At 73.5% G+C, this 24,048-nt stretch carries 24 protein-coding genes; 12 read left to right on the forward strand and 12 right to left on the reverse strand.

The window, feature by feature from the left end:
• The first annotated feature begins 155 nt into the window (after positions 1-155).
• Complete coding sequence (locus tag A4V12_RS18675) at positions 156-1,196, forward strand: vWA domain-containing protein (protein WP_064070501.1); 1,041 nt, start codon at positions 156-158, stop codon at positions 1,194-1,196.
• 365 nt (positions 1,197-1,561) lie between these two features.
• Here the strand turns inward: A4V12_RS18675 and A4V12_RS18680 are convergent, their stop codons facing one another.
• From A4V12_RS18680 to A4V12_RS18690, 3 genes are all read right to left on the reverse strand, one after another.
• Positions 1,562-2,485 carry an ALF repeat-containing protein gene (locus tag A4V12_RS18680; RefSeq protein WP_159028891.1) on the reverse strand — a complete coding sequence of 308 codons (924 nt, stop codon included), beginning with the start codon at positions 2,483-2,485 and terminating at the stop codon, positions 1,562-1,564.
• Positions 2,486-2,686: 201 nt separating this feature from the next.
• Complete coding sequence (locus tag A4V12_RS18685; protein ID WP_064070503.1) at positions 2,687-3,361, reverse strand: hypothetical protein; 675 nt, start codon at positions 3,359-3,361, stop codon at positions 2,687-2,689.
• A gap of 11 nt (positions 3,362-3,372) precedes the next feature.
• A complete protein-coding gene (locus A4V12_RS18690) occupies positions 3,373-5,427 on the reverse strand; it encodes a pre-toxin TG domain-containing protein (protein WP_107415437.1) in 2,055 nt (684 codons plus the stop codon).
• A gap of 227 nt (positions 5,428-5,654) precedes the next feature.
• On the opposite strand from A4V12_RS18690, the gene A4V12_RS18695 reads away from it, so the two are divergent.
• Positions 5,655-6,236 carry a YrhB domain-containing protein gene (locus A4V12_RS18695; RefSeq protein WP_064070504.1) on the forward strand — a complete coding sequence of 194 codons (582 nt, stop codon included), beginning with the start codon at positions 5,655-5,657 and terminating at the stop codon, positions 6,234-6,236.
• 214 nt (positions 6,237-6,450) lie between these two features.
• Here A4V12_RS18695 and A4V12_RS18700 read toward each other — a convergent pair whose 3' ends face one another.
• Entirely contained in the window at positions 6,451-7,107 is a 657-nt protein-coding gene (locus A4V12_RS18700) for a hypothetical protein (protein ID WP_064070505.1), read from the reverse strand.
• Positions 7,108-7,257: 150 nt separating this feature from the next.
• Complete coding sequence (locus A4V12_RS18705; protein ID WP_064070506.1) at positions 7,258-9,240, reverse strand: M28 family metallopeptidase; 1,983 nt, start codon at positions 9,238-9,240, stop codon at positions 7,258-7,260.
• 317 nt (positions 9,241-9,557) lie between these two features.
• Between A4V12_RS18705 and A4V12_RS18710 the strand changes: the two genes are divergently transcribed.
• Together A4V12_RS18710 and A4V12_RS18715 are read left to right on the forward strand one after the other, a co-directional pair.
• Entirely contained in the window at positions 9,558-11,255 is a 1,698-nt protein-coding gene (locus A4V12_RS18710) for a M4 family metallopeptidase (RefSeq protein WP_064070507.1), read from the forward strand.
• 349 nt (positions 11,256-11,604) lie between these two features.
• Positions 11,605-12,138, forward strand: a complete 534-nt coding sequence (locus A4V12_RS18715) for an NUDIX domain-containing protein (protein ID WP_064070907.1) — start codon at positions 11,605-11,607, stop codon at positions 12,136-12,138.
• A gap of 387 nt (positions 12,139-12,525) precedes the next feature.
• On the opposite strand, the gene A4V12_RS18720 is transcribed toward A4V12_RS18715, so the two are convergent.
• Together A4V12_RS18720 and A4V12_RS18725 are read right to left on the reverse strand one after the other, a co-directional pair.
• Entirely contained in the window at positions 12,526-12,837 is a 312-nt protein-coding gene (locus A4V12_RS18720) for a hypothetical protein (protein WP_064070508.1), read from the reverse strand.
• A complete protein-coding gene (locus A4V12_RS18725) occupies positions 12,821-13,417 on the reverse strand; it encodes an RNA polymerase sigma factor (protein ID WP_064070509.1) in 597 nt (198 codons plus the stop codon). The genes A4V12_RS18720 and A4V12_RS18725 overlap by 17 nt, the downstream gene beginning before the upstream one ends.
• 238 nt (positions 13,418-13,655) lie before the next feature.
• Between A4V12_RS18725 and A4V12_RS18730 the strand changes: the two genes are divergently transcribed.
• A complete protein-coding gene (locus tag A4V12_RS18730) occupies positions 13,656-13,997 on the forward strand; it encodes a VOC family protein (RefSeq protein ID WP_064070908.1) in 342 nt (113 codons plus the stop codon).
• A gap of 117 nt (positions 13,998-14,114) precedes the next feature.
• Here A4V12_RS18730 and A4V12_RS18735 read toward each other — a convergent pair whose 3' ends face one another.
• Positions 14,115-14,636: an SRPBCC family protein gene (locus A4V12_RS18735; protein WP_064070510.1), complete on the reverse strand. Its 522-nt coding sequence runs from the start codon at positions 14,634-14,636 to the stop codon at positions 14,115-14,117.
• Positions 14,637-14,817: 181 nt separating this feature from the next.
• Between A4V12_RS18735 and A4V12_RS18740 the strand changes: the two genes are divergently transcribed.
• Positions 14,818-15,132, forward strand: coding sequence for a hypothetical protein (locus A4V12_RS18740; protein WP_064070511.1), 315 nt, complete (start codon positions 14,818-14,820; stop codon positions 15,130-15,132).
• Positions 15,133-15,189: 57 nt separating this feature from the next.
• On the opposite strand, the gene A4V12_RS18745 is transcribed toward A4V12_RS18740, so the two are convergent.
• Together A4V12_RS18745 and A4V12_RS18750 are read right to left on the reverse strand one after the other, a co-directional pair.
• On the reverse strand, positions 15,190-15,738 hold the full coding sequence (locus tag A4V12_RS18745) for a GNAT family N-acetyltransferase (RefSeq protein WP_064070512.1): 549 nt from the start codon (positions 15,736-15,738) through the stop codon (positions 15,190-15,192).
• A 93-nt stretch (positions 15,739-15,831) separates the two neighbouring features.
• On the reverse strand, positions 15,832-16,137 hold the full coding sequence (locus A4V12_RS18750; protein ID WP_064070513.1) for a DUF3253 domain-containing protein: 306 nt from the start codon (positions 16,135-16,137) through the stop codon (positions 15,832-15,834).
• Between the two features lie 83 nt (positions 16,138-16,220).
• On the opposite strand from A4V12_RS18750, the gene A4V12_RS18755 reads away from it, so the two are divergent.
• Positions 16,221-17,132, forward strand: a complete 912-nt coding sequence (locus tag A4V12_RS18755) for an NAD-dependent protein deacetylase (protein WP_064070514.1) — start codon at positions 16,221-16,223, stop codon at positions 17,130-17,132.
• A gap of 232 nt (positions 17,133-17,364) precedes the next feature.
• Here A4V12_RS18755 and A4V12_RS18760 read toward each other — a convergent pair whose 3' ends face one another.
• A complete protein-coding gene (locus A4V12_RS18760) occupies positions 17,365-18,108 on the reverse strand; it encodes a class I SAM-dependent methyltransferase (RefSeq protein WP_064070515.1) in 744 nt (247 codons plus the stop codon).
• Between the two features lie 346 nt (positions 18,109-18,454).
• Here A4V12_RS18760 and A4V12_RS18765 point away from each other — a divergent pair, with 346 nt between their 5' ends.
• The 3 genes from A4V12_RS18765 to A4V12_RS18775 all read left to right on the forward strand — a co-directional run bounded on the left by A4V12_RS18765 (position 18,455) and on the right by A4V12_RS18775 (position 20,818).
• A complete protein-coding gene (locus A4V12_RS18765; RefSeq protein ID WP_159028892.1) occupies positions 18,455-18,703 on the forward strand; it encodes a hypothetical protein in 249 nt (82 codons plus the stop codon).
• Positions 18,704-18,836: 133 nt separating this feature from the next.
• Positions 18,837-19,328, forward strand: coding sequence for a hypothetical protein (locus tag A4V12_RS18770; RefSeq protein WP_234372239.1), 492 nt, complete (start codon positions 18,837-18,839; stop codon positions 19,326-19,328).
• A 230-nt stretch (positions 19,329-19,558) separates the two neighbouring features.
• Positions 19,559-20,818 carry a glycosyltransferase gene (locus A4V12_RS18775; protein WP_064070518.1) on the forward strand — a complete coding sequence of 420 codons (1,260 nt, stop codon included), beginning with the start codon at positions 19,559-19,561 and terminating at the stop codon, positions 20,816-20,818.
• Here A4V12_RS18775 and A4V12_RS18780 read toward each other — a convergent pair.
• Positions 20,811-21,281 carry a GNAT family N-acetyltransferase gene (locus tag A4V12_RS18780; RefSeq protein ID WP_064070519.1) on the reverse strand — a complete coding sequence of 157 codons (471 nt, stop codon included), beginning with the start codon at positions 21,279-21,281 and terminating at the stop codon, positions 20,811-20,813. The two genes, A4V12_RS18775 and A4V12_RS18780, sit on opposite strands and share 8 nt — an antisense overlap.
• A gap of 373 nt (positions 21,282-21,654) precedes the next feature.
• On the opposite strand from A4V12_RS18780, the gene A4V12_RS18785 reads away from it, so the two are divergent.
• Positions 21,655-22,125, forward strand: coding sequence for a hypothetical protein (locus tag A4V12_RS18785; protein WP_064070520.1), 471 nt, complete (start codon positions 21,655-21,657; stop codon positions 22,123-22,125).
• 588 nt (positions 22,126-22,713) lie between these two features.
• Positions 22,714-23,937, forward strand: a complete 1,224-nt coding sequence (locus tag A4V12_RS18790; protein WP_064070521.1) for a PucR family transcriptional regulator — start codon at positions 22,714-22,716, stop codon at positions 23,935-23,937.
• Positions 23,938-24,048: the final 111 nt, after the last annotated feature.

A 24,048-nucleotide genomic window follows, 5' to 3' on the forward strand; every position in this document is an offset into this window, starting at 1 on the left:
TTTGCGGACACTCCCTAGGACGCCCCGCCCCCTCGTTGACGACCACCCGCCACGGCGTCCGTGACCGGCGTCCCGCGCCCCCTGCCGCTCCCGGACCGATTGTCAGTGGTGGGTGAGAGAGTCGATGCATCGAGTCGGAAAGAGGGGGAGCTTCCGTGTCCGGAGCCCAGAACTACATCAATCACGTCGCCCTTGTGCTGGACGCCAGTTCGTCCATGTCCCACCTGAGCCGGAAGGTCGTCGAGGTCGCCGACCAGCAGATCGCCTATCTGGCCCGCCGCTCCCAGGAGTTGGACCAGGAGACCCGTGTCACGGTGTACGTCTTCGCCGACAAGGTGGAGTGCGTCATCTACGACAAGGACGTGCTGCGGATGCCGTCGCTGAAGCAGATGTACCGGGCCGGGGGCATGACGGCGCTGCTGGCGGCGACGCTCAAGTCGCAGCGGGAGCTGGCGCAGACGGCGCAGTTGTACGGCGACCACAGCTTCCTGACGTTCATCCTCACCGACGGACAGGAGAACGCCAGCCATCGCTGTCCGGACGCCCCCACCAGGAACGCGCGGGCGCTGGTCGAGGCCGTGTCCGGGATGATCGCCACGCAGGAGGACAACTGGACGCTGGCCGTCCTGGTGCCGGACCAGATGGGCAAGCGCGAGGCCACGCAGTGCGGTTTCCCGAAGGACAACATCGCGATCTGGGACGCCACGAGCACGCAGGGGCTCGAGGAGGCCGGGCAGGTCATCCAGGAGGCCACGGAGAAGTTCATGGTGGGCCGCACCCGGGGCATCCGGGGGTCACGCGCGGTGTTCTCCACGGGGGCGGAGACCGTCAACCAGGACACCATCAAGGCGGCCGGCCTCACCCCGGTGGATCCGTCGGCGTACCGGCTGATCCCGGTGACGCGTGACGTCGCGATACGCGACTGGGTCGTCGAGAGCGGCCACACCTACCGCACGGGCGGCGCGTTCTACCAGTTGAGCAAGTCCGAGAAGGTACAGGCGCGCAAGCGGATCGCGGTGCTGGAGAAGAAGACGGACCAGGTGTACACGGGCCCGGAGGCCCGGGCCCTGCTCGGACTGCCCGACGCCGAGGTGCGCGTGCGGCCGGACCACAACGACGACTTCACCATCTTCGTGCAGAGCACCAGTGTGAACCGGAAGCTGGTCCCGAACACCCGGCTGCTGCTCATGAACTGAGCTTCCGGACCTTCCGGCACGGCCGCAGCGGCACGGGGGCCGGTGCACGGCGACCGGCCCACGGCGACCGGTGCGCGGTGACCGGGCACGGCGACCGCCGGGCATCGCGGCTGCGCACCGCGGTCGTACACCGCGACCGGTCTCCGGCAGCCATACACACCGGACCTGCGTGCCGCCGCCTGTCGCACCGCAGCCGAGCACCGTGGCGCGTGCACTGCAGCCGAGCACCGTGGCCGGTTCGCCGGCCCGGGCGGTCCGCGGCCGTACGCGGCGGCCGGCCGGGAGCCCTCGACGCCGGGAGGCCCGCACCGGACGGGTGCGGGCCTCGGGGGCGCACGGGGTGCCGGGCCGTTCCCGGCTCCCGCTCAGCGCTTGACGGACTTGGCGGGCTTCGCGGGCGCGGGCTTCTTCGCCGGGGCCGGCTTCTTCTTCGCCGCCTCGTCCTTGGCACGCGCCTCGTACTGGCCGATGTCCAGGAAGTGGCGCAGCTCGTCCGGGGTGCCCTTCAGCGCCTTGGCCGCCGCGGCCTTGACCGCGGGACCGCCCGCCGCCTGGATGCGGGTGGCACGGGCGCGGTCGTCCTCGAGGCGCGCGGCGTGCTGGCCGGTGTCGAGGAAGGCCTGGATGGCCTGTTCGGTGTTGGCCTCCAGGGCCTGCCGGGCCTTGGCCTTGACCGTCGGGCCGCCCAGGCTGATGATCTGCGCGACGCGCACCCGGTCGTCCTGGAGGCGCGCCGCGTACTGCCCGGTGTCCAGGAAGCGCCGGACATCGGCCGCGGTGCCGTCCAGCGCCTTGCTGCCCGCCTCCTTCACGCCGCGGCCGCCGCGGTGCATGATCTGGGCGACGAGCACCCTGTCGTCCTCGTACTGTGCCCGGTACTGGCCGGACTCCAGGAAGTCGACGATGTCCTGCGGGGTGCCCTTCAGCGCCTTCTTGGCGGCTTCCTTCACCGCGGGGCCGCCCCTGCTGAAGATCTGCGAGACCCTCACCTCGTCGTCGACGAGCCGCTCCTCGTACTGTCCGGACTCCAGGAACGTCCGCATCTGCTCGGGCGTGCCGTTCAGCGCCTTCTGTGCCGCCTCGCGCACACCCGGCCCGGTGTAGGGGTTGGCCAGCATCTTGAGGATCGCGGCGCGGTCCTTCTCGGCGGGGGTCGGCTCCGAGGGCGAGGAGGACGGCGCCGGAGCGGTCGGCGTCCCACCGTCGGCGGCGATCGCCGGGACGGCGAACAGGAGTGCGGGGGTGATGGCCACCGCCGCGACCATGGCCGGGACGCGGGTCAGCTTCATGTGCACCTACCAAATCATGGGGATGATCTTCACATCATCTTCGAATACGCGTCGATCTTGTGCGAATTCCGTTGCCGGGTCAAACGGGTTGTCAGGTTTCGGCCAGCGGCGCCGAGAGCATGCGCCGTACCCGGCCGAAAGGCACCCGGCCGGGTACGGCGCGCATGGTCACCGGCGGCTGCCGGCGGGCCCGACGGCCCGTCAGTCCACGAGGTGCCGGACGGCACCGACCACGTACGGTCCGTGCCCGAACGCCGCACTGAGGCGCTCCAGCCGCTCGTACGCCGCCGGAGACAGGCGTGAGCAGAACGGACCGGTGGCGCAGAGCAGGAAGCGGAACGCCAGTTCCGGGCACACCGTCTCGGCGCAGCGCACGAGCGCCCGTTGTGTGGGGACCAGCGGGGCGAAGCTCCACGGCTGCCGCTGGTCGAGCACCGCGACGAGGTCGACGACGTCCGCCGTCGTCCGCCGGTGCTCGATGGCCGCCGCACTCGTTCCGTCCGGCACGCACGCGGGGTACGTCGAGCAGGAAGCCGCTGAGGCGCCGCGGGACCGCGCGAGGGGGACGACGAAGGACAGCACCTCCTGGAGCCACTCCCGCTCCTTGCCCGGGGTCCCTGGAGCGCCGAGCGACATGTCCGTGGCGTACCACAGCAGGCCGATCTCCTCGCCGCTGAGGCCGGAGTCCCTCAGCCGGAGGAGGTCCTCGATGAGCAGGAGGAGGGACGTCGGGTCGCCCTGCGTGCCGTACCGCTGGGCGATGTGGTCCAGCGCGCTGTCGGCGTAGTTGCTCCAGTCGCGGTGGAAGGACGTGCCCAGGTCGGTCGCTCCGAAGTCCGATGCCAGGTGGTCCCGTACGGCCACGGGGTCGTGCATGGGTCGCTCCCTTACAGCGGGTAGGCGGTCAGGACGTAGAAGCCGCCGGGCTTGTGGCCCTTCTTGATGGCCAGGGTCACCTTGAAGCGGTTGCTGGTGGTGGGGCTGTAGTTGCCCAGGTGGTCCATGCTGTCACCCAGCGACCCGGTGCCGTACGTACCGGTGAGGGTGAGCTGCTGCTTCCCGTTGGGCTTGCCGGCATCCGCGACCCACTTGCTGATTTCGGCCTTCTTGTCGGCGACGAGCTGGTTGACCGCCTTCTGGGCGAGGTCGGCACTGGCCCAGCGGGAGTTCGGGGTGGGCCGGCCGACCTTCCGGGTCTTCTTGACGGCCAGGTCCTTCATCTGGTCCCGGGTGACGTTGACGTGCTCGTCCAGGGTGTGCGCGACGCCCGGGAACATGCGCTCGGCGCGGGCCAGGTCGGTGCAGTTGTGGACGAGGACGTCCTCGGTGCCGACCCGGACGTAGTAGCTGTCGATGCCGCTGACGTCGAGGTCGTACGTGTCCCGCCGCTCGTCGGAGCGGTCGGTGGCGGTGACCGTGACGGACGCGCCCTCGGGGGTGCGCAGGCGGTCGCCGGGCCGCAGCTCGCCGGCCGGCACCCAGCTCGCGCGCTCGGGCAGCCAGTACCGGTGGTTCTCGGTGGAGGTGACGGTGCCCTGCCGGCGGGCGTCCCCCTCCCCTGCGGCCACGGTCAGGCGGACGAACACCTTGTCGGTGTACGAGGAGGTGAAGGGCACCGACTGCACCGGCCGCGGCAGGGTCAGCTCGGCGTCGCCGCCCGGGTCGGTGGCCAGGACGAGGTCACCGGCGCGTACGTCCTCGATCGGCGTGTGCGAGCCGTCGGCCATCAGCACCGGCGTACCGGCCGGGAAGCTGTTGCACTCGAAGACCGCGTCACCCTTGCGTGCGCCCTTGATGTCGTCCGGGAGGAGTTTGCCGCCCAGCTTGAGCCAGCGCAGCACGGCCAGGGAGCCGAGACCCCGGTCGAACCCGCTCACGTGCTCGCCGGTCACCAGGTCCTTGCCGGTGACGGCCTCCACGATGCCCTTGCCGTCCCCGATGCCGGGCAGCAGGCCGAGCAGGATCGACATCCGGCGCTGCCGCTCCTCGTCGTCCAGGCCGGAGGAGCCGTCGCTCCAGGTCTTGCCCAGGTCGGAGAAGTCGAACTCGAAGGCGGGCACTTCGCGCAGGCCCTCGGCGGCCTTCTTGATGGCGGGGACGACCTTGTTCATGTCGTCGACGGCCTTGTTGGCCTCGCCGATGCCCTGGTTGAGCTGGTCCATGCCCTTGTTGGCCTTGGCGATGGACTTGTTCATGTCGTCGAGCGAGCGGTTGATGTCGTCGACGGCGTCGTTCATCGTGTTCAGGCCGCGGTTCATCTGCGCGAAGCCGGCGTTGATGTCGTCGAGGGCCTTGTTGATGCCGTCGAGGCTGCCCTTGACGCTGTCGACGGCGGCCTGGAACATCGGGTCGCCGACGATCTTCGCCAGCATCAGGACCAGCTGGATCAGCATCATCGTCAGCTGGATCATGACCAGGATGGTCTCGATCGTCTCCAGCACGTCCCGGATCAGCTTGTCGATGTCGGCCTGCGCGCCCGCGGCGACCGCGCGGATCTGGCCCTCGACCTTCTTGCGGTACTCGGGGTCCGCGATGGTGGTCGGGTCCTGCTTGAAGGCGTCCTTGAGCTCCTGGAGCCCGGCGACCTCCTTCTTCACCGTGCCGAAGTGGTCGACGGTGTCCTTGTGGAGGTAGTGGATGCCGTACGCGAACATGCCGATGCCCGCGCCGACCTTGACGGCCTTCCCGGCGAAGTCCCGGTAGCAGGCGGGCTTCTCCAGGAGCGGCAGCTTGCCGCAGCCGGAGACGGCGGCGGTGCCCTTGATGATGGAGGCCAGCCGGTCGCCGTCGAGTTCCGCCTCCGCGCGGGCGAGCTTCTGCTCGGCGGCGACGACCTGGATGCTCTGTGCGGCGACCGCGCTCTCCTTGCCCATGCCGAGCGTCACGAAGAGGCTGAGCAGGAGCAGGAAGGAGACGGCCCTGATTCTCGAATGGTGGTACATGTACGTCCCGTGCCGGAGGGCGCGGCACCACCGGATGGTCGGTCCGGCGCGCCCGGCGCCCTGTGTTCCCCCAGGGGGACGCGACGCGTCGTGGACGCGGTGACCCCCCGATTACCGACGAGTAGCTTAAGGCCTCGGCGACACCACGTGATCACCCGGGGCGGACGCCGGGGCTCCGCGCGAAAAAGCCGTGGCTCTCACGGGGGTGGACGCGCGATGCTGCACGCGTGATCGAACGGGACGACGCAGTACGGATCGTCGAGGAAGAACTGGAACGCGACTACCAGGAGCGGCTGTTCGAAGGCCGTGACCCCAGGCGCATGGCAGTGGTGGGCGCGAAGGCGCACGAACTGGCGTGGATCGTCCCCTGGACCTGCCGGGAGTACCTGCGCACCGGGAACCATGCCTTCGCCCTGGCCGGCAACGGACCGTACCTGGTCGACCGCGTCGACGGGAGCCTGCACCAAACGGGGGTCCTCTCCGCGCGGGACGGCACCTGGGAGGCCGACTACCGCCGCCGCGTCCGGGGGGAGGTCCTGCGGACCGCCGTGGACGAACTGCACGACGAGGTGCGGGCGATGGCGCTCACCCGCGGGCGGACGCACGCCATGCGGACCCTGCGTCGCGGCGTTCCCGCGCTGTCGCTCGCGCAGGCGGCCGAGTACGTGACCGCCCTGCTGGGCGGCAACGCGCCGGCGCACCTGCACGCGCTCGCCGCCGCGGCGCTGACGCCCACCGCCGCGCCGGCCGCGACCGTGGAGACGATTCGCAGAGCCCGGCCCCGCCGCGCCCGCCGGCCGGAGCGGTAGCCGCGGCCGGCCTCCGCCCCTGCGCCGCGGCGGTGACAGCGCCCGTCCCCGGCGCGGTCCGCCGCGCCGCCGCGGTGACGCGCGGGCGGCCGCAGCCGGGGCCGAGCACCAGCCGGAGGGTGCGCCCCCGGACGTCGCGCGCTCCTCGTACACCCCATACGCCACAGGTCTACGTCCTCGCCCGTGGCCCGCGGCGTCGTCGCGGCGCGGGCGGTCAGGAGCGGTGGCTTCGGCCCCGGGGCAGCAGGCCGGCGCGGCGGGCCAGCTCGTCCTCCGCCCCCGTCCCCCGGCGCTTGCCCGGCGTCGAACGGACGACGTGGCGGAACGGCAGGCCGCCCGGCTCGGCGACCATCCCGCCGAACCGCGTGTCGCCGGCGAACCACACCTGGTCAACCGGACGCTGCCCCCGCGGCTGAGGCGGGCCGTCCCAGCCGTCCGACGGGAGCGGGAACGAACAGTGGCTCTGCCCGTCCGGCTGGAGCAGCACCACTCTGCCGTCCGTGCCCCAGCGCCGCCCCTGGGCCCGCTCGCCCTCACCGGCGATCACCCTGACGTCCTGCGTGCGGACCGGCCACACCTGCCAGCCGTAGGTGGACATGATCAGCCGCTCCCTGCGCCGCGCCCGGCGCCAGAGCAGCGTCAGGGCAGCCGTCACCAGGACGAGCGGAGCCAGGCACACGGCGGTGACCACGCCCGTCGCCGAGCCGGGACCGGCGGCCACGAGGACGACCGCCATCAGTGCCGCCTCGGCCGCGAGTGCGAGGACGCCCCACCGCAGGCCGCGCTCACGGCGGCGCAGGACGTCCTCGACGCCGGGGGTGTCCACCGCCACTCCGGGCAGCACCTCGTAGCCGTACTCCAGAGCGATCATCGCGCGTTCCCGTCTCGGAAGGGCCGCACCGGCGGAACGCACCGTGCGGAAGGGTCTCCGGCGGGAACCCCTGCCGACCCCGCCCCGGTCGGCAGGAGCCTACTGGCCGCGCGGGCGGCGGTCCGCACCCCTACGGCGGGCGCCGGGCCCTCACAGGCCCGCGAGCGTGAGGGCGGTCGCGGTGACGGACCGTGCGACGGTGGCGGCGAAGTCGGGGCTGTGGTCCTCGTCGTGGAGGGTGTCGCCGGGGGTGTGGTACTGCCGGGTGCCGTTCCCGGGCTCGCCGTCGGGCGTGGAGAACAGGTCCTCGGACACGGCGACGGCCGCCCACCCCCGCTCGTGGAAGCCGGCGTGGTCGCTGCGCCCCACCGCCGGGTCGGCGTCGCCGGTGACCTGCTGGACCGTCACCGCCGGGTCGATGAGCGGTACGGTACGCGCCACCCGGCCGCCCAGGGCGTCGGACGCGGTGGCGACCGGCCCGGCGACCGACGAGCCGCTGTGGATCTCGACGGTGGGCGCGCTCGCGCGCTGCCGGCCCGCGATCATGTCCATCTGGAAGACACCGGCGATGCGGTCGCCCGCGGCTGCGGCGGCCCGTGCGTAGAACTTGCTGCCGGTCAGGGCCTGTTCCTCGGCGTTGAAGAGGACGAAACGGATGTTCCGGGTCGGTGTGCCGCCGTCGTCGAGCAGCCTCCTCAGGCACTCGGCCGCGGCCATGACACCCGCGGTGCCGCTCCCGTCGTCGTCGGCCCCGGGTGCCGGGTCGGCGGCCGGGTCGTACGGGCGCGGCTCACCGTCCGCGTCGAAGAACTCTCCGTCGGCGGCGGTGGAATCCAGGTGCGCGGTGATGAGCACGGTGGAGTCGGCGTCCGGGACGCGGTGCTCGGCCTCCACGTTGAACAGCCGGTGCCCGTGCCACCGGAAGGAGTGCCGGCGAACCGCCAGCCCGAGGTCCTGGAAGCGCCGCTCCAGGGCCTCCACGACCCGCTCGTTGTCCTCGGCGGAGGCGTCGCGGCTGCGGACCCGCAGCGGCCGGCCCGCCACCAGCGGCTCGGCTCCGGAGATCCGGGCCACGTGCCCGCTCAGTACGTCCGGGGTGACGGCCGCGCGGACCGCGTCGAGCGTCCGCCCGGAGGGGAGCCCGTCGCCGGCCACCGCCGTGATGCCACCGGCCACCGCTGCGATGTCCCCGGGCGGCGCCTCACCGCGGGGCGCGAGCAGCGCCGGGTCGGGCAGCAGCCGTTCGGTGTGACCGGGTTTCGCGTCCGGCAGGTGCACGTCCTCGACGGGGGCGCCGGCGGGCGCGGCGAGGTAGACACCGCCCGGCGCGGGCCCCAGCGGGAGGACCGGAGCGTGAGACGTCCCCGCCAGTTCCCCGGCGACGAAGCCGAGGACGGCGTTGGCGCGCAGGGCCTCGGCGGCCGCGCGGCGGGGCGCGGGCGGGGTGGCCCCGAGGGCGCCTGCCGCCTCGGCGGCGGCCGGGAGCGGACGGTTGTCGCGTACGAGGAAGGCCGCCGTGTCCGCGACGTGGCCGCGTACATCCACGGTGCATCCGGCCTGTTCGAGTGCGTGGATGCCGTGCGCGGTGGCCATGGCGAGGACGAGGCGCTCGGAGGCGACGTGCACGGGGACGATCTCGGAATCGTTGGTGAGCGCCTCCAGGGCGGACGGCTGCCGGCCCTCCGGCAGTGCGATCCGGATCCAAAAGACGGGGCGGTCCTCCAGCGCCGCGAGGGCGAACACGGGGTGGGGCGAGGTGCGCATCCCCGCCTGCCCGGCGAACGCGCGCTCCTCGTGGTCCTCGCCCACGAAGACGCACTCGTCGGCGGATGCCGCTCCGGCGCCGGCCGCGCTCGCGACCGCCTCGTCGAAGAGCCTGCGGCTGTCCTTCCGGCCCCAGTGGACGAGACGATCGTCCGGGAAGCGACCCGGGAAGGCCTGGTGGAGGGCGGCCGCGACCTCGGCGGCGGCGTCCTCGCCCGTTCCCGGATCGGAGACGATGCCCCGGGGCACATCGGGCAGGAGGTCGAGGACGGCGGTGACGCGAGGTCGGGGCAGGAGCTTCAGCGAGCCGTCGGGCTCGGTCCGGGCGTCCGCGAGGGTCGCCCCGATGTCGAAGAAGAGCACGGGCATCTCGGTTCCTCCGCGGCCCGGAAGCCTGGGAGGCCCCGCGGCCCCGCCCCGCGGCCGGCGACCGTGCACGCTGCTCCGGGTACAGGCTTCCGCTGCTTCCATCGTCGGCCCGCGGTTGCGCCCCCGCATCCCGTGGCGTACGAGATGCCGTTCAACGTCGCACAGTTGAAGAGGTTACGGGTTGTCCGGTGCGCCGATCCGCCCGGTTGCCGCCCGCACCCCACGGTGTGACGTTTGAAGGGGGCAGGTGCGAAACGGCGGGGACGGCAGGAGGGGTGGGACAACAGCAACGCGGGGCGCGATGAGGGGTCGCAGTCATGTCACATCTCGAGAGAATCCGTTATCACTTCACCGACGACCCACAAGCGGGCGGCGCGCCCCCGGGGCCCGAGTCGCTCCGCGGTGCGGAGACGCTGGAGGGAACCGAGGGCCGGAGGGACTTCAACTCGGCGGAGTCGGCGGCACGGTTCTACCTCGCCGAGAAGCTCGCCCGGGAGGAGACGCCGGCACTGCGCGGCGCCGTCCGGGAGGACCGGCCCGAGCGCGTACCGGACCTGGCCCTGAGCACGGAGCGCCACCAGGCCGGCACGGGCACCACGCTCGTGCGGTTCGAACAGACCCGGCACGAGATCCCCGTCTTCGGTGCCGAGGTGCTGGTCGAGATAGACGACGACCAGCGCCTGGTCTCGATGGACGGCAGGCTCGGCGAGGTGACCGGCGTCGGCACCGTGCCGGAGCTGTCGGGCACGGACGCCCTGGAGCGGGTCAAGGCGGCGACGGGGAGCACCGTCGACGCCGAGGAGCTGCCGCCGCCGACGCTGGCGTACATCAGCCGCGACGACGACTGGCACCTGACCTGGCACCTGCGCGAGGTGCCGGCCCAACTCCCGGAGAACCGGCCCGAGGGCGGTCGGCACGGCCACGGTCTCGGCGCCTCGCCGCGCGAGGACTTCCCGCTCACCGGCTACTTCGTCGACGCCTTCTCGGGCGAGATCCTCAAGTCGTACGGGATGGCGCCCACGATCACCGTGCCCACGCGGCTGGAGGGCGAGGACGAGCTGAGTGTGCGGCACCGGTTCCAGGGGAGCCGGCAGAACGGCTCCTTCCTCCTGCACGACCAGTGGCGGCAGATCGCCACCTACGACATGGACTTCGCCGACATCGACACCGCGCGGCCCCCGGCGGCCGCGATCGACTCGGCGCAGGCGGACTTCGGTGCCGGCCACCGGGCCGGGGTCTCGGCGCATGTCAACGCCGAGCGGGTGGAGAAGTTCTACCGCGACCAACTGCACCGGAACGGCATCGACGACGCCGACATGGACCTCGTGTCGGTGGTCAACTGCACGTATCACGAGGACGGGCCGGGGCCCGAGTGGGTCAACGCCGTCTGGTGGCAGCGGCGGATGTGGTTCGGCCAGGTCGCCGACGGGGACCGGCTGGTCAGCCTGGCCATTCACTTCGACATCGACGCCCACGAGATCACCCACGGGGTGATCGAGACCTCCAGCGACCTGGTCTACCAGGACCAGTCCGGTGCGCTCAACGAGTCGCTGGCGGACACCATGGGCGTCTGCATCGCCAACTGGTACGAGGCACCGGACCGCGACGACGTGCGCACCTGGAACTGGGAGATCGGGAAGGGACTCGGGCCCAGGGGGCTGCCGCTGCGGGACATGAGCGACCCCACCCGGACCGGGGATCCCGACCACATGCGCGACTACCTCCGCACGTCGCAGGACAACGGCGGCGTGCACACCAACAGCAACATCCACAACAAGGCGATGTTCCACCTGCTCACCTCGGTGACCCCGGCGGGCGAACCGGTCCTCAGGGTCGAGGAGTGGGCGCTGATGATCTACCTCGCCCTGGTGCGGCTGCTGCGGGAGTCGGACTTCGAGGACATGCACCAGGCGCTGCGGGACGTCACCAGCACCTACCTGTCCGGGAACACCTCACTGCGGACCGCCGCCCAGGCGGCGATCGACGAGGCGTACCAGAAGGTGGGCATCGCCTGAGCCCACGGCGCCGAGCGCGGGCGAGGGGAGCGCGGTCGCGAGGGCGGCGGCGGCCGGACCCGGTCACGGGCCGGCCGCCGCCGCACGGGTGCGCGGCGGGTACGGGTCCTGCTGCCGCGCCCTCGTGGGCGGCCCGCCCGTGACGCCCTCCCGGCCGGTGCCGTTGAGCCGGTCGAGGTCCGTGTCGTCCCGGGGAGGGCAGGTGCACGACGACGCCCGGCACCGTGCCGGCGGCGAGGGCGCGGCGCCCACCGCCGCGGCCCCGGCGGTACGCGGGAACGGCGCGGCCCCTCGTCGCGCCCGCGTCCCCGGACCCCCGCCGTCCCGCCCCGCCCACCAGGAGCAGCCGATGACCACCAGCCCCGGTCCCAGCCCCAGCCCCGGTTCCGCCTGGCTGCCGCCCGAGCAGTTCGCCGAGACCCTGCCCAAGGCAACGGTCTTCGGATCGGTGTTCTTCACCGACGAGCGCGATCACCCGCTGCACCTGCGGGCGGTCTACTCCTCCACCCACCCCTGGCAGTGGCCCGGCGGCACCACCGAGGCGGGTGAGCGCCCCTGGCGGACCGCGGTCCGGGAGTGCGAGGAGGAGACGGGGATCGTGGTGTCCGGCCCGCCCCGGCTCCTGGCCGCGGTGTTCGGACTGCCCGGCGCGCCGTGGCCGTACGCCACGGCCGGCTACGTGTTCGACGGCGGGCGGCTCACGGATCAACAGATCAAGGAGATCCGGCTCGCGCCGGAGGAGCACGACGAGTACCGGGTGCTGCCGCTGCCGCAGTGGCGGCCGCTCATGCCGGCCAGGGACTTCGACCGCCTGCGGAGGGTGACGGAGGCCCGCCGGACCGGCAGGGCCGCGTACATCGGCGCCTGGGACTGGGAGGACTAGGGTCCGTCCGGCGGATCCGTCGCCCGCCGCGTCGCCGTAAGGTGGTCTCTTCCACCGGGCGTCGGCACAACGTGTCGATCCGCACGAGCGGTCCGTCGGCCCCGCCCCCCCGCAGGCGGCGCACATGCGCGAGCACCTCGGCCTGCCGACGGGCACGGGGCCTGCACCGTTACGGACCGGGAGCGGGGCGCACGCCGCGGCCGGCCGTGGCCGGTCCGGGCGTGCCCACGCGGGCCGCCCTGCGGATGCCGCCCCGCGTGGGCACGGGCTTCCCCGCTGCTCGCGCAGCACCGCGACCGCACCGTCTCCCCGGTCGCCGCACCGCACCGCTGCGGGCGAGCCGCTCCCCCGGGCCGGGCGGCTCGCCCGTTGTGTGCGGGCACGCGGTCACCGCGCCGGGGCGGCATCCGGTTCGCGGGCGCCCTCGCGCCGGTCCGCGACGGTCAGTTCGCAGGTCCCGTCCTTGCAGGAGCGTCGCAGCCGGCCCCTGGAAACGGTCTGCACCAGGCCGATCGTCCAGCACATGGGGCATCCCCGGAGCGCCAGCACGCCGAGCGGCAACAGCAGCAGGGCCACCGGGCCGACGACCGGAAGGAGCGCCACCGAACCGGCGAGCCCCCCGAACCCCACCGCGCCGCGCGCGAGATGGCGGGGCACGGACGCACTCGCGAAATCGGGTCCCTCAGCCTTGCTCGTCATCGGCGTCCTCCCCCGAGTCCAGGTGGTGGGTACCGTTCAGTGCGCTGCGGACCGCCGCGCGGGCGCGGTGCAGACGCGACTTCATCGCGGCCGTGCTGAGGCCCAGCGCGTCGGCGGTCATCCGCCCGCTGTACCCCTGGACGTCCCGCATGACGAGCACGCGTCGCTGGTCGCCGGGCAGCGCGGCGACCGCGGCGGCGACCCGGCCGGCCTCCAGGCGCCGGAACACCTCCTCCTCGGCCGAACGCACGGACTCCCCCGCCGTCCGGGCTGCGTCGTCGGCCGGTGCCGGCAGGGGGTCGTGGCGCATCGTCCGTACGCGCCGGAGACACTCGTTGCGCACGATGCGGAACATCCATGACGCCAGTGCACCGGACGCCCGCAGCATCCCGATCTTGCGGTACAGGATGATCAGCGCTTCCTGTGCGGCGTCCTCGGCGTCCTGCGGGGTGGCGCAGAGGGAACGGGCGAAGCGCTGCACGTTCGGGTGCGCACCGGACACCAGCGCGGTGAGCGCGTCGACGTCACCGCGCTGCGCGGCGAGGACGAGCTGCTCGCCGGGCCACGTCGGGTCAGCCACGCGCCCGGCCCCGTCCGCGCAGCACGACCACGGTGCAGGTGCAGAGCAGCACGGCCCCGGCGGCGACCGCGATTGCGACGATCATGGCACTCTTCCTTTCCGTCCCGGCACCCTGCCGGCACATGAACAAGAGGCACGGGCCGCCGGAAAGGATTCACCCGCGACCGCCGGTGTGCCGCCCGTCGCAGAGGAGCGCACGCTCGGTGTCCCGCCGCGCCCGCGGACCTACCATGGCGTCATGGCCATCGACCTCTTCGCGGGCATTTCCGTCGACGACTACGCGGCGGCGCTGGCCTGGTACGAGCGGCTGTTCGGCTCGCCGCCCGCGTTCCTCCCGAACGACACGGAAGCCGTGTGGGAGCTGGCGGAGCATCGGTACGTGTACGTCGAGCACCGGCCGGGGCACGCGGGCCACGCGATGCACACCCTCTTCGTCGACGACCTCGACGCCCGCGTCGCCGGGATCGCCGAGCGGGGCCTGCGGCCCTGGCAGCGGGAGACGTACGCGAACGGCGTGCGCAAAATCGTGTACCGGGACCCGGACGGGAACGAGATCGGTTTCGGCGGCGCCCCGGTCTGATGCCGGCCCCGGCCTGATGCCCCGGCCCCCGGTCGCCCGGCGACGTCCACCGCGGTGACCGGCCGTCACCACGAGTCCGGCAGGCGGCCGGGCGGACGCGTCGTGCGCCGTCGCGGGTCAGCCCACCGCGGGCTCCTCCTCCGCCTCCACCGCCTTCTTCAGGCGCTCCAGCGTGGTGCGGATGTTGCGCCGCTGGAAGTCGGCGAACGTCTGCCCCCGCGTGACGATCCGGTCGAACACGCCGGCCACGGCATCGGGCCAGGCCCGCCGGTCGTCGGTCCAGGTCTCGGTGACCCGGGTGACACCGCCGTCGACCGCCTCGAAGCGGTACTCCCACGTGGCGATCGGGCCCTGCAGCCGGGGGCGCCGCGCCCCGATCGCGTGCACACGGAACGCGAAGCGCTCGCCGGGGTCGGCGGCGGTGACCGTGCACCGCGTCACCCAGGTGACGGGCCCCCGCGTGTTCCGGCCCTCGAACACCATGCCGACATACGCGTCGCGGCGTTCACCGAGCACGGTCGCTCCCCGGTTCTCCGGGCTCCAGCGGCCCATGGCGGTGGGGTCGCTGACCCGCGCGTACAGGGTGGCGGGGTCGGTGCGGACGACGATGTGGTCCGACACGGACATGGTGCGGGGCATGGCTGCGCCTCCTCGTCCGCGGCTGCCCGGTACAGCCGGCGGCCCCCACACCTTACTTGCCGGTAATCCCGCCCGCCCGTGCCGGTGCGGCCCCCGGCACGGGCGGCGAGCGCTCCGGCACGCGGTCCCGCCGGGGGCGGGGCTTCCGGGGGCCGTGGTCCCGGCTGGCACAGTGGGGCGGGTGACACGCGAAGGACAGCAGCCCCTCACTCCGGACGGCCACCACGTCATCATCGACGGGCGCCGCTGGCGCGCCACCGACCCGTTGGTCCCGGAGGACGTCGCCGCCCGCCTGCGCAGCCACCTCATGGCGGCGCGCCGGGCGGTGGGCGCCGCGCGACGCGCGCACGACGAGCAGGCGGAGGGCGCCGCCCGGTCCCGGGTGCACACGGCGAAGGTGGCGCTGGGCGAACGGGGTGTGCCGTGGTGGGAGCAGGACGAGGCCGAGCGGCGCGCACGCTGGACGGAGGGACTGGCCGCACTCGACGACGACTGAGCCGAGGGCCCGGCACGCGCGGCGGGGACGTGGCCCGCGCGCCCACCTCCCCCGGGCTCAGGAGGCCGGCGCCCCCGGGGTCCACACGCCCGACCACTGCTCGGCTCCGTACTCCTCGAACCGCTCCAGCTCGGTGAAGCCCAGCTTCGCCGCGAGGCGCATCGAGCGGGCGTTGGCGGTCCGGGTGAGGAGCACCACCGGTTCCCCGGGGAGTACGCCGGTGAACCAGTCGAGTGCCGCGGCGCACGCCTCGGCGGCGTATCCGCGTCCCCATGCCTCCGGCAGGAACAGGTAGCCCAGCTCGGCGTCCGGGGCGTCCCCACCCGCACGGCCGGGACGCCGCGCATCGCGCCGATCGAGCGTGACCAGACCGATCATCGCTCCGTCGAGGTCGGCCACGAAGACGCCGGGCCGCCGGCCGGGTACGTCGGGCAGCGTGCGCTCGAGCTCGTCGCGGGGCGGGGATCCCCCGATGTACGTGCCCACCTCGGGGGAACCGTACAGCTCGACGAACGCCCCACGGTCCCGCGCCTCCGAGGCGCGGAGCACGAGCCGTTCCGTCCGCAACGGGGCGGGCGGCCAGGCGACGGGTCCGAGTCCGGTCATGGCGGGCAAGCTACCGGACGCAGAGGGCGTCCTGCCGGGCTGATGGGCCGCTCCGGACACTGTGCCGCCCGGGCACGGAACCCGCACGAGGCGCTACTCGTGGTCCGGCGGGGGCGGGGCACCGGGTGGGCGGGCGCGGCGGATGCGGATCGGGCCGCGGGCCTGCGACGGCTCGACGGGGCGGCCGCCCTGGGTGATGTCCACCTCGCCGGCCGCGACCAGCCGACGGGCCGCTCGGCGGGCCGGTTCCATCAGCGCACGCCAGCCGTCGTCGTCCCCCTCGTACACCGCCCGGGCGGCGTCGGAGGGGCAGATCGTCGAGGTCGGGCCCCGACGCTCCAGGAGGTCCAGGATGGCCCGCTCCAGGCGCCGGACCGTCCGGCCTTCGCTGTCCGCCACTCCCCCAGTATCGCCGTTTCGCCGTCCACCGTCCGCCCGGTGAGCGGAGGCGGGACGCCGGGGCGGTTCCGTACCCTGGCGGCATGCGCATGCGCCCCACTCTGAGCTGGACCCCCACCGAGGACTGGCCGCCCGGCACCACCGATCCGGCGCCGGTCGTCGACGCGCTGAGCGCCGGGGGTGTGCTGGTGCTCAGTGGGGCGGGCATCTCCACGGAGTCCGGCATCCCCGACTACCGGGGAGAGGGCGGGAGCCTGAGCCGGCACACCCCGATGACGTACCAGGACTTCACCGCCGGCGCCCGGGCCCGGCGCCGGTACTGGGCGCGCAGCCACCTCGGGTGGCGCACCTTCGGCCGCGCGCGGCCCAACGCCGGGCACCGGGCGGTGGCCGCGTTCGAGCGGCACGGCCTGCTGTCCGGCGTGATCACCCAGAACGTCGACGGCCTGCACCAGGCCGCCGGCAGCGAGGGCGTCGTGGAGCTGCACGGGAGCCTGGCCCGGGTCGTGTGCCTCTCCTGCGGCGCCCCGAGCACGCGCGGTGACCTTGCCCGGCGGCTGGAGGAGGCCAACGCGGGCTTCGAGCCGGTGGCCGCGGGGATCAACCCGGACGGGGACGCCGACCTCACGGACGAGCAGGTCGGGGACTTCCGTGTCGTCGACTGTGCGCGGTGCGGCGGCATCCTCAAGCCGGACGTGGTGTTCTTCGGTGAAGCGGTGCCCCCGGGCCGGATCGAGCACTGCCGCGAGCTGGTCCGCGGGGCGGCCTCGCTGCTGGTCCTGGGGTCTTCCCTGACGGTGATGTCCGGCCTGCGGTTCGTCCGCCTGGCGGCCGAGGAGGGGAAGCCGGTACTGATCGTGAACCGGGACCCGACCCGGGGCGACCTGCACGCCCGCACCCGCGTCGCGCTGCCGCTGGGACCGACTCTGTCGGCGGTGGCCGAGCGGCTCGGCATTCCCGTCGACGACCGGACGGCGGCCGGCTCACCGTCGTGATCGCGGTGCGGTCCGGGCGGCGGCCCCCGGTTCCGCGCGGCGCCGGGCCGGCGGGGCGGGCGGGTCGTCGAAGGGTCGGACCGGTGCCGGGTGCCGTACTGCGGACCGCCCCCGGCGCCCGAAGGACGGCCCACTACGGGACGCCCGGACCCCACCGGCTTCTCGGCAGGCACGGCACAGGGCGGCCTGCGGCGGGCCTATCCGTACCGGTGACACGGAGAGGGCCGGGCGGTCAGGCACGGCAGCGCAGCATCTCCAGCGGCGGCTTCGCGTAGAAGTCCGCCCAGAAGTCCTCGCCGTACTCGCTGACGCCCGCTTCCGACACCTGCAGCGGCACCCACTCCACCGCGCTGAAGCCGCCGGCCCGCAGGCTCTCCTCGTAGACCTCCCGGCGCGGAACGGTGCTGACGATGCTGATCGGGTCCGGATCCAGGAGCGCGGTGACCCGTGCCCTCGGGCCGGGCTCCGCCTCCTCCCCGGTCGGCTCGCAGCGGAACCCGTACTTGTCGAGCGACAGGCAGTCGAAGCCGTAGTCGGGCCTCTGGGCCAGGACGAAGAACTCACCGCCCGGCACCAGGCTGCGGTGGATGTTGCGGCACATGCGCTCCAGTGCCGCGATGTCTTCCGCGTAGTTGAGACACTGCACCGCCAGCGCGAGGTCGAAGCGCCGCTCCAGGGGCGGCAGTTCGGCGACGTCGGCCACCTCGTACCGCACACCCAGCGGATCGCGCTCCTCGATCTTCCGTGCGGCGGCGATCATCTCGACCGAGATGTCGACCCCGTAGACCTCCGTGGCGCCGCGCCGCTTGAACTCCCGGCTGTAGAAGCCGGTTCCGCACGCGAGGTCCAGAACCGACCTGCCGCTCACGTCCCCGACCATGCCGAGAAAGCTCGGCACCTCCCCGTAGCGAATCAGCGGCAGGGACTTGAACCCCTCGAACGCCTCGCCGATCCTGTCGTACTGCTGCACGCTCACGTGCCGCTCCCTCCTGTACGTGTGGGTGGTCGTTGCAGAGTCTTGTGCGTGACGCCGGCTCCGCCGTACTGGCAGATGACACGAAGAAGTCGGTGGGGTGATCCTCCTATCGACCAACAGCCGTGTCGACCAACAGCCGTGGACCCGGACCATGTCCCATCCGGAGGACCGAGGCGTTCCTCGCGTACCGTGCACGAGAGCCGCCGGTCGTCAGGATCACCGGAGCGGGGGCGGACGAGGGGGTGTGATGACGCTCGTCATCGAGCTGAGGCGCGGGGTCTCGACCGTCCGGACCGGACGGCGGCCGGGACCGCGTCCGGCGACGGGGACTGTGGAACGGGTCGTTGTGGACGGCGAGTTGTGGGCGGTCCTCGAAACGGTCGGCCGTCACCGGCTGCCCACCCTGGCCGACGTCGACCCGTACGGGGACACCGTGCTCCATGGTCAGTCGGTGGACCGCATGGTGCGGGAGCTGGAAGCTGCGGATCGCAGCCGGTTGAGGGGCGCCGCGAGCGAGGTCGCCGGGACGCTGCTGGCCTGGGGCCTGCGCTGCCGCGCGGACAGCGACCTGCGCATCTCCTTCTCGGGCGACTAGCCCACCGCGCCCCGCCCGGATCGCCCGATCGCCGGTCCGCATATGCCGGTTGACGGGGCAGCCGCGGTCGGCGCGTGGTTCCAACCGCTCGACGGGGCCTTCCCGGGTGGGGCATCATGCCCGGGTGTCGCCGATGGAAACCGCAGCAGACGACCTGCACGACCTCGCTGCTCTCTGGAGTGTCGGCGAGGTCCGTGCGCACGATGTCGTGGAAGCCGCCTGCGCGGCACTCGTCGCCGGACTCGACAGCCCCACACTACGCATTCTGGCCGGATGCACCCGCACGGAGGCGGAGTACGAGGTGCCCGGCCTGCTGCCCGCCGCCTTCGACGAGTTGGGCCTGGTGCTCCACCACCGCGACGACGCAGACGGCCGGGAAGCCGTCGTGCGGGTGCTCGCCCGCGGGCTCCTGGTCGGCAGGCTGACGCCGCGAGAGCTCGCCTCCCGTGTCCACCAGCGGTTCGGTCACCAACTGCCCCTGGCGGAGCGGCTTGCCGAGCTCGACGACGAGTACGACGTCGTCGAGTACGGGGACAGAACGCCGGCCCAGCTCGATGCGGAGGTCACCGCCGAGGCGGGACGTCTGGCGCACAGCGGGCCGGACCGCCGCCGATCACCTCAGTGATCCGGCGATCGAACCGCGCGCGAACCGTCGGCGGCGGGAAGCAGCCAGCAGAACCGTCCGGAAACCGGCACCCGGGGTCGCCCTGACAGCCCGGACACGGGCCCGGGCGGCGACGGTCACTCGTTGCCAGTTTCAACTTATAGCGTACGGGGGGAGTTGCGGCAAGGCCCCGGTCGTCCTGCACAATTCGCAGCTCAAGCCGGTAGTTGACGAACATTGGGGGCCACGACATGCGTGTGCTGTTGTCCACGTACGGGTCGCGCGGAGACGTCCAGCCTTTGGCCGGGCTGGCGGTGCGGCTGCGGGAACTCGGTGCGGACGCGCGGGTGTGCACGTCGCCCGACGAGGAGTTCGCCGAGCGGCTGGCCGCCGCCGGCGTGCCGATGGTTCCGGTCAGCGATGCGGTGCGTGAGCTGGTGACCGGGGCGCCGCCGACGGCGTCGGACTTCGGCCGGCGCGTGGCCTCGCTGGTCTCCGCGTACTACGACGCGATCGTGGCCGAGGCGGACGCCGACACCGTGGTGGTGGCGACCGGCCTGTTCCCGAGTACGGCCGGTGTACGGTCGGCCGCCGAGAAACTGGGGCTCGGGTACGTGTACTTGGGCCTCCAGCCGACCGTCCTGCCGTCTCCGCACCGCCCGCCGTTCGCGTACCCGGCCCACCCGTACCCGCCGGAGGTGACCGACAACCGGGAGCTGTGGGACCTCAACATCGGCACCATGAACACGCTGTTCGGCGGGCAGGTCAACGCGCACCGGGCGTCGGTCGGACTTCCGCCCGTCGACAACGTACGCGACCACGTCCTCACCGACCGGCCGTGGCTGGCGACGGACCCGGTCCTGGACCCGTGGCAGGCGGCCGACCTGGACGTCGTGCAGACCGGTGCGTGGTTCCTGCCCGACGGGCGCCCGTTGCCGGCCGGGCTGGAGGCGTTCCTGGCCGCCGGGGAGCCGCCCGTGTACGTGGGCTTCGGCAGCATGGCCCTGCGGGGCGCCGGGGACATCGCGGCGGTGGCCGTCGAAGCGGTCCGCGCACAGGGCCGCCGTGTCGTCATCGCCCGGGGCTGGGCGGACCTGTCGCCGGTCGACGACAAGGACGACTGCTTCGTCGTCGGCGAGGTCAACCACCAGGCGCTGTTCGGCCGGGTGGCCGCCGTGGTGCACCACGGGGGCGCGGGCACCACGACGGCGGCCGCACGGGCCGGTGCGCCGCAGGTGGTGGTGCCGCAGATGGTGGACCAGCCGTACTGGGCGGGGCGGGTGGCCGCGCTGGGGATCGGTGCGGCGCACGACGGTCCGGCGCCGACGGTGGAGTCCCTGTCGGCCGCTCTGCGGACGGCCCTCGCCCCCGGGATCCGGGAGCGGGCGGCCACCGTGGCCGGCACGATCCGCACCGACGGGGTGGAGGTGGCCGCGAAACTGCTCCTCGAAACGGCGGGCCGGGTCGGAGCGTCGGCGCACGGGTGGCCCTCCGAGGACCGGTTCAGGTGAGCGCCAGTTCTCCGACGCGCTGGTCGCCGCTCGTCTCCCCGGTCGGCCGGAACCCGAGCCCCAGGTAGAAGGCCTCGGGACCGTCCGGCCCGGGGTGCCAGGAGACCACCAGGCGGGTGCCGCCACGGCGGCGGATCTCGGCGGCCACCGCTTGGACCGCGAAGCGGCCGTACCCCCGGCCCTGCTCGCCGGCCGCGATGTTCAGGCGCCACAGTCCCGAGCGGATGTCGGTGCCGGTGCCGTCGCCGACGAAGTCGATGTCGAAGAAGGCCATGAGGAAGCCGACGAGCCGGTCGCCGTCGAAGATGAGCCGCGGCCAGGCGACGTCCGGCTGCGCGTACGCCTCCGCGAGGGACGTGACGACCGGGGCGACCAAGTGGTCCTGGTCGGGGTGTACGCGCAGGGCGATCGCCGCCTCGACGTTGTCGGGGGTGATCTTTTCCAGACGGAGAGAGGCGGTCATGCGTGCAGCTTAGGGACGCGGCCGCGCCGGCCACACGCATTTTGTTCGGGCCTCCGGGCTCACCGGCCCGGGGAGCGTCCCGAAGGCGGGGGTGAAGCCCACAGTCGGCCCACGCACCGCGGCGGCGGCACCAGAGGGCGCCCTCCGGCCTCGTCCGCGCGCGGTACCACGAGGGTTGCAGGAACCGCGCGCCTACCGCCGCGGGTCTCCCCCGGCTTCAACCCGGTGCCGGATGCCGGCCGGTCGCGCCGCTCGTAAGTTCTGTAGCGCACCACGGCGCCCGGCCGACCACCGCGGCGCCGGACGGACCACCGGTCGTCAACGGGGACCCAACGGGGGGCCCGGCCCGTGGTCCAGGAGGGAACACGACACGATGCACGCACGCAAGAGCCTCGCTCTCGCGACGGCCACGGTGGCTCTGGGCACCGGCCTCGCGATGTCGGCGCCCGCCGCGCAGGCGGAGACGGCGCACACGCCGGCTCCCACCGCGCAGGCAGCGGCCGGCGGGACCGACGCCTCCGCCGCCAAGGCGGGCTGGCACCTCATCTGGGGGCCGAAGAGTCACAAGCCGACGAAGTACTGGGCCACGCCCGACTTCGTGCCGCGCAGCGGGACGCTCGGTGTGAACGCTCGCTGCTGGAACGGCGGCGACGGCACCAAGTACAAGATCGACGTGGTGCGCACCCGGGACAAGAAGGTCGTCAAGAAGGGGGGATGGGGGTACTGCTCCGGGAACTGGATGACGGTCAAGACCTCCGCCGCGTCCGGCACGGCGTACTACGTGCGCATCTACCTGAAGGGCAAGCCGCACACCGTCGAGGCCAAGGCGTACTACTACCGCTAGGCAGTGGGTGCGACGTACCGGCGTCCGCCCGCAGGGCGGGAACCGGAGGTCCGGTGCGTGCGATCGCGAGGCGGCGGAGGAGGCCATGGCGGAGCCATGGTTTCCGACGACAACCCGGCGAGCGTGCGTGCGGGGCGCCGCGGGCGGAGCGGTGCGTCGCGGACATGACCCACGGGGCCGGCCGGCCGCCCGGACCGGACGCCTCCCGGCCATGGCGGCCGGCGGAGGCGCCCCCGGCTGACGGCCGGACGGCCGGACGGGGTGTCCCGCGCGGAGCACCCGCACCAGCGGGTGTCCCCACGCGGGGCACGCGCGGGGCACCCCGTGACCCCACTCGCCGGACGGCCGCGGTCAGCACCCTCACCGGTGCGGCCGCGGCCGTTCCGTTCCCGGTGTCCGCGGTGGCCGGGACCGGGCCCGTACGCCCCGGTGCACCCGGCGGTGTCCTGCCCCAGGTGGAGCAGGGCACCGGGCGGGCCGCCGGGCAGGTCACCCGGCAGGTCACGGTTCGGCATGGATCGGCCGAGATCTCGCCCTTGCGTAAGCGACCGCTTAGCATGATGGGCCTCCGGACGGTATGGAGGCGCCATGCAGCACAGTTCCGCCCCGCTGGAGCTCTTCCACCGCGCCTGTCGGCGTCTGCTGGAGCGGGGCACCGACTTCACGGACACGGTCGTGGACAGGATCCGCGCCGACGTGCCGTACTACGCCGATCCCGTGCTCGCACCGCCCGACGTGCGCAGGTCCGTGGGTACCGGGGTACGCCACGGTCTTGAGGCCGGCATGGAGCCGGAGAGGATCGTGGACGTCGAGCGGTACACCAGGGAGCTGGGCGTGCGGCGGGCGGAGCAGGGGCGGCCGCTCGACGAGGTGCTGCACGCCTTCCGGGTGGCCGGTTCCGGGGTGTGGAGCGGGCTCGTCGGTGTGGTGGAGCGCGAGGGGCTCGGCGACGTGAGCCAGCTCGTGCACGTCGCCGAACTGGTGTGGAAGAGCAACGACCGCGACGCCGTCCTGGTCGCCGACGCCTACCGGCAGGCCGCCGAGGGGGTCGCCAGCCGGCACACCGAGCGCGTCCGGCTAATCCTCGCAGCCCTCCTGGAGACCCGCGACGACGCCGCGTTCGCGCGGGACGCGGCGGCGGTCCTCGACCTGCCGCTCGACGGGCGGTACGCCGTGGCCGTGGTGGCGACACCGCCGTACGGCAGGGAGCCGCGCAGCGCCCCGGAGGTGCCGGGCATCCGGATCCTGCGGCACGCCGCCGCGGAACTCGACGTGCTCGTCGCCCACCTGGGCGACCTGCCGCTGGACGCCCTGGCCGCCGGTCTGCGGGCCGGCGCCGGGGTGCGCATCGGGATCAGCCCCGTGGTCCAGGGGCTGGACGGGCTGGCGCGGGCCCGGGACATGGCCGCGCTGGCCCTGCGCACCTGCCGGGCGGGCGGTGAGGTCGTACGGCTCGACGCACGCCTGCCGGACGGCCTGCTGGTGTCGCGTCCCGACCTCGCCGCCGAACTGGCCCACCAGGTACTGCGTCCGCTGTACGACCTGGAACCCGCCGACCGCGAGACGCTGCTGGCCACCGTGGGCGTGTGGATCGAGCAGGGGGGCTCCGCCGCCCAGGCCGCCCGGCGCATGTTCTGCCACCGCAACACCGTGCTCAACCGGCTGCGCCGGGTCGAGCAGATCACCGGCCTGTCGCTGACCCGGCCGCGCGACCTGCTGCGCCTGACGCTCGCGCTCGACGCCCACCGGCTCCTCGGGCCGGCCGCCGCCCTGCTTGGGAGTCAGCACAGCCGGAGCCGCCCGGCGTTGTGACCGTGCAACGCCGTGGGCCGGACGCCTGGACGGGCGCCGCCGCGTCGGCTGCTCTGGGGTGCCGCACCGAGGTCCGCTCCGCACCGGAGCCGCGCCCGGAGCGGACCACCG

The organism is Streptomyces noursei (assembly GCF_001646665.1).
Taxonomy (GTDB): domain Bacteria; phylum Actinomycetota; class Actinomycetes; order Streptomycetales; family Streptomycetaceae; genus Streptomyces; species Streptomyces lavendulocolor.

Coding starts and splice junctions, on each gene's coding strand:
- A4V12_RS18680 (WP_159028891.1), bottom strand. CDS start 2,485: ATGAAGCTGACCCGCGTCCCGGCCATGGTCGCGGCGGTGGCCATCACC.
- A4V12_RS18685 (WP_064070503.1), bottom strand. CDS start 3,361: ATGCACGACCCCGTGGCCGTACGGGACCACCTGGCATCGGACTTCGGA.
- A4V12_RS18690 (WP_107415437.1), bottom strand. CDS start 5,427: ATGTACCACCATTCGAGAATCAGGGCCGTCTCCTTCCTGCTCCTGCTC.
- A4V12_RS18700 (WP_064070505.1), bottom strand. CDS start 7,107: ATGATCGCTCTGGAGTACGGCTACGAGGTGCTGCCCGGAGTGGCGGTG.
- A4V12_RS18705 (WP_064070506.1), bottom strand. CDS start 9,240: ATGCCCGTGCTCTTCTTCGACATCGGGGCGACCCTCGCGGACGCCCGG.
- A4V12_RS18710 (WP_064070507.1), top strand. CDS start 9,558: ATGTCACATCTCGAGAGAATCCGTTATCACTTCACCGACGACCCACAA.
- A4V12_RS18715 (WP_064070907.1), top strand. CDS start 11,605: ATGACCACCAGCCCCGGTCCCAGCCCCAGCCCCGGTTCCGCCTGGCTG.
- A4V12_RS18720 (WP_064070508.1), bottom strand. CDS start 12,837: ATGACGAGCAAGGCTGAGGGACCCGATTTCGCGAGTGCGTCCGTGCCC.
- A4V12_RS18730 (WP_064070908.1), top strand. CDS start 13,656: ATGGCCATCGACCTCTTCGCGGGCATTTCCGTCGACGACTACGCGGCG.
- A4V12_RS18735 (WP_064070510.1), bottom strand. CDS start 14,636: ATGCCCCGCACCATGTCCGTGTCGGACCACATCGTCGTCCGCACCGAC.
- A4V12_RS18745 (WP_064070512.1), bottom strand. CDS start 15,738: ATGACCGGACTCGGACCCGTCGCCTGGCCGCCCGCCCCGTTGCGGACG.
- A4V12_RS18755 (WP_064070514.1), top strand. CDS start 16,221: ATGCGCATGCGCCCCACTCTGAGCTGGACCCCCACCGAGGACTGGCCG.
- A4V12_RS18770 (WP_234372239.1), top strand. CDS start 18,837: ATGGAAACCGCAGCAGACGACCTGCACGACCTCGCTGCTCTCTGGAGT.
- A4V12_RS18775 (WP_064070518.1), top strand. CDS start 19,559: ATGCGTGTGCTGTTGTCCACGTACGGGTCGCGCGGAGACGTCCAGCCT.
- A4V12_RS18780 (WP_064070519.1), bottom strand. CDS start 21,281: ATGACCGCCTCTCTCCGTCTGGAAAAGATCACCCCCGACAACGTCGAG.
- A4V12_RS18785 (WP_064070520.1), top strand. CDS start 21,655: ATGCACGCACGCAAGAGCCTCGCTCTCGCGACGGCCACGGTGGCTCTG.
- A4V12_RS18790 (WP_064070521.1), top strand. CDS start 22,714: ATGCAGCACAGTTCCGCCCCGCTGGAGCTCTTCCACCGCGCCTGTCGG.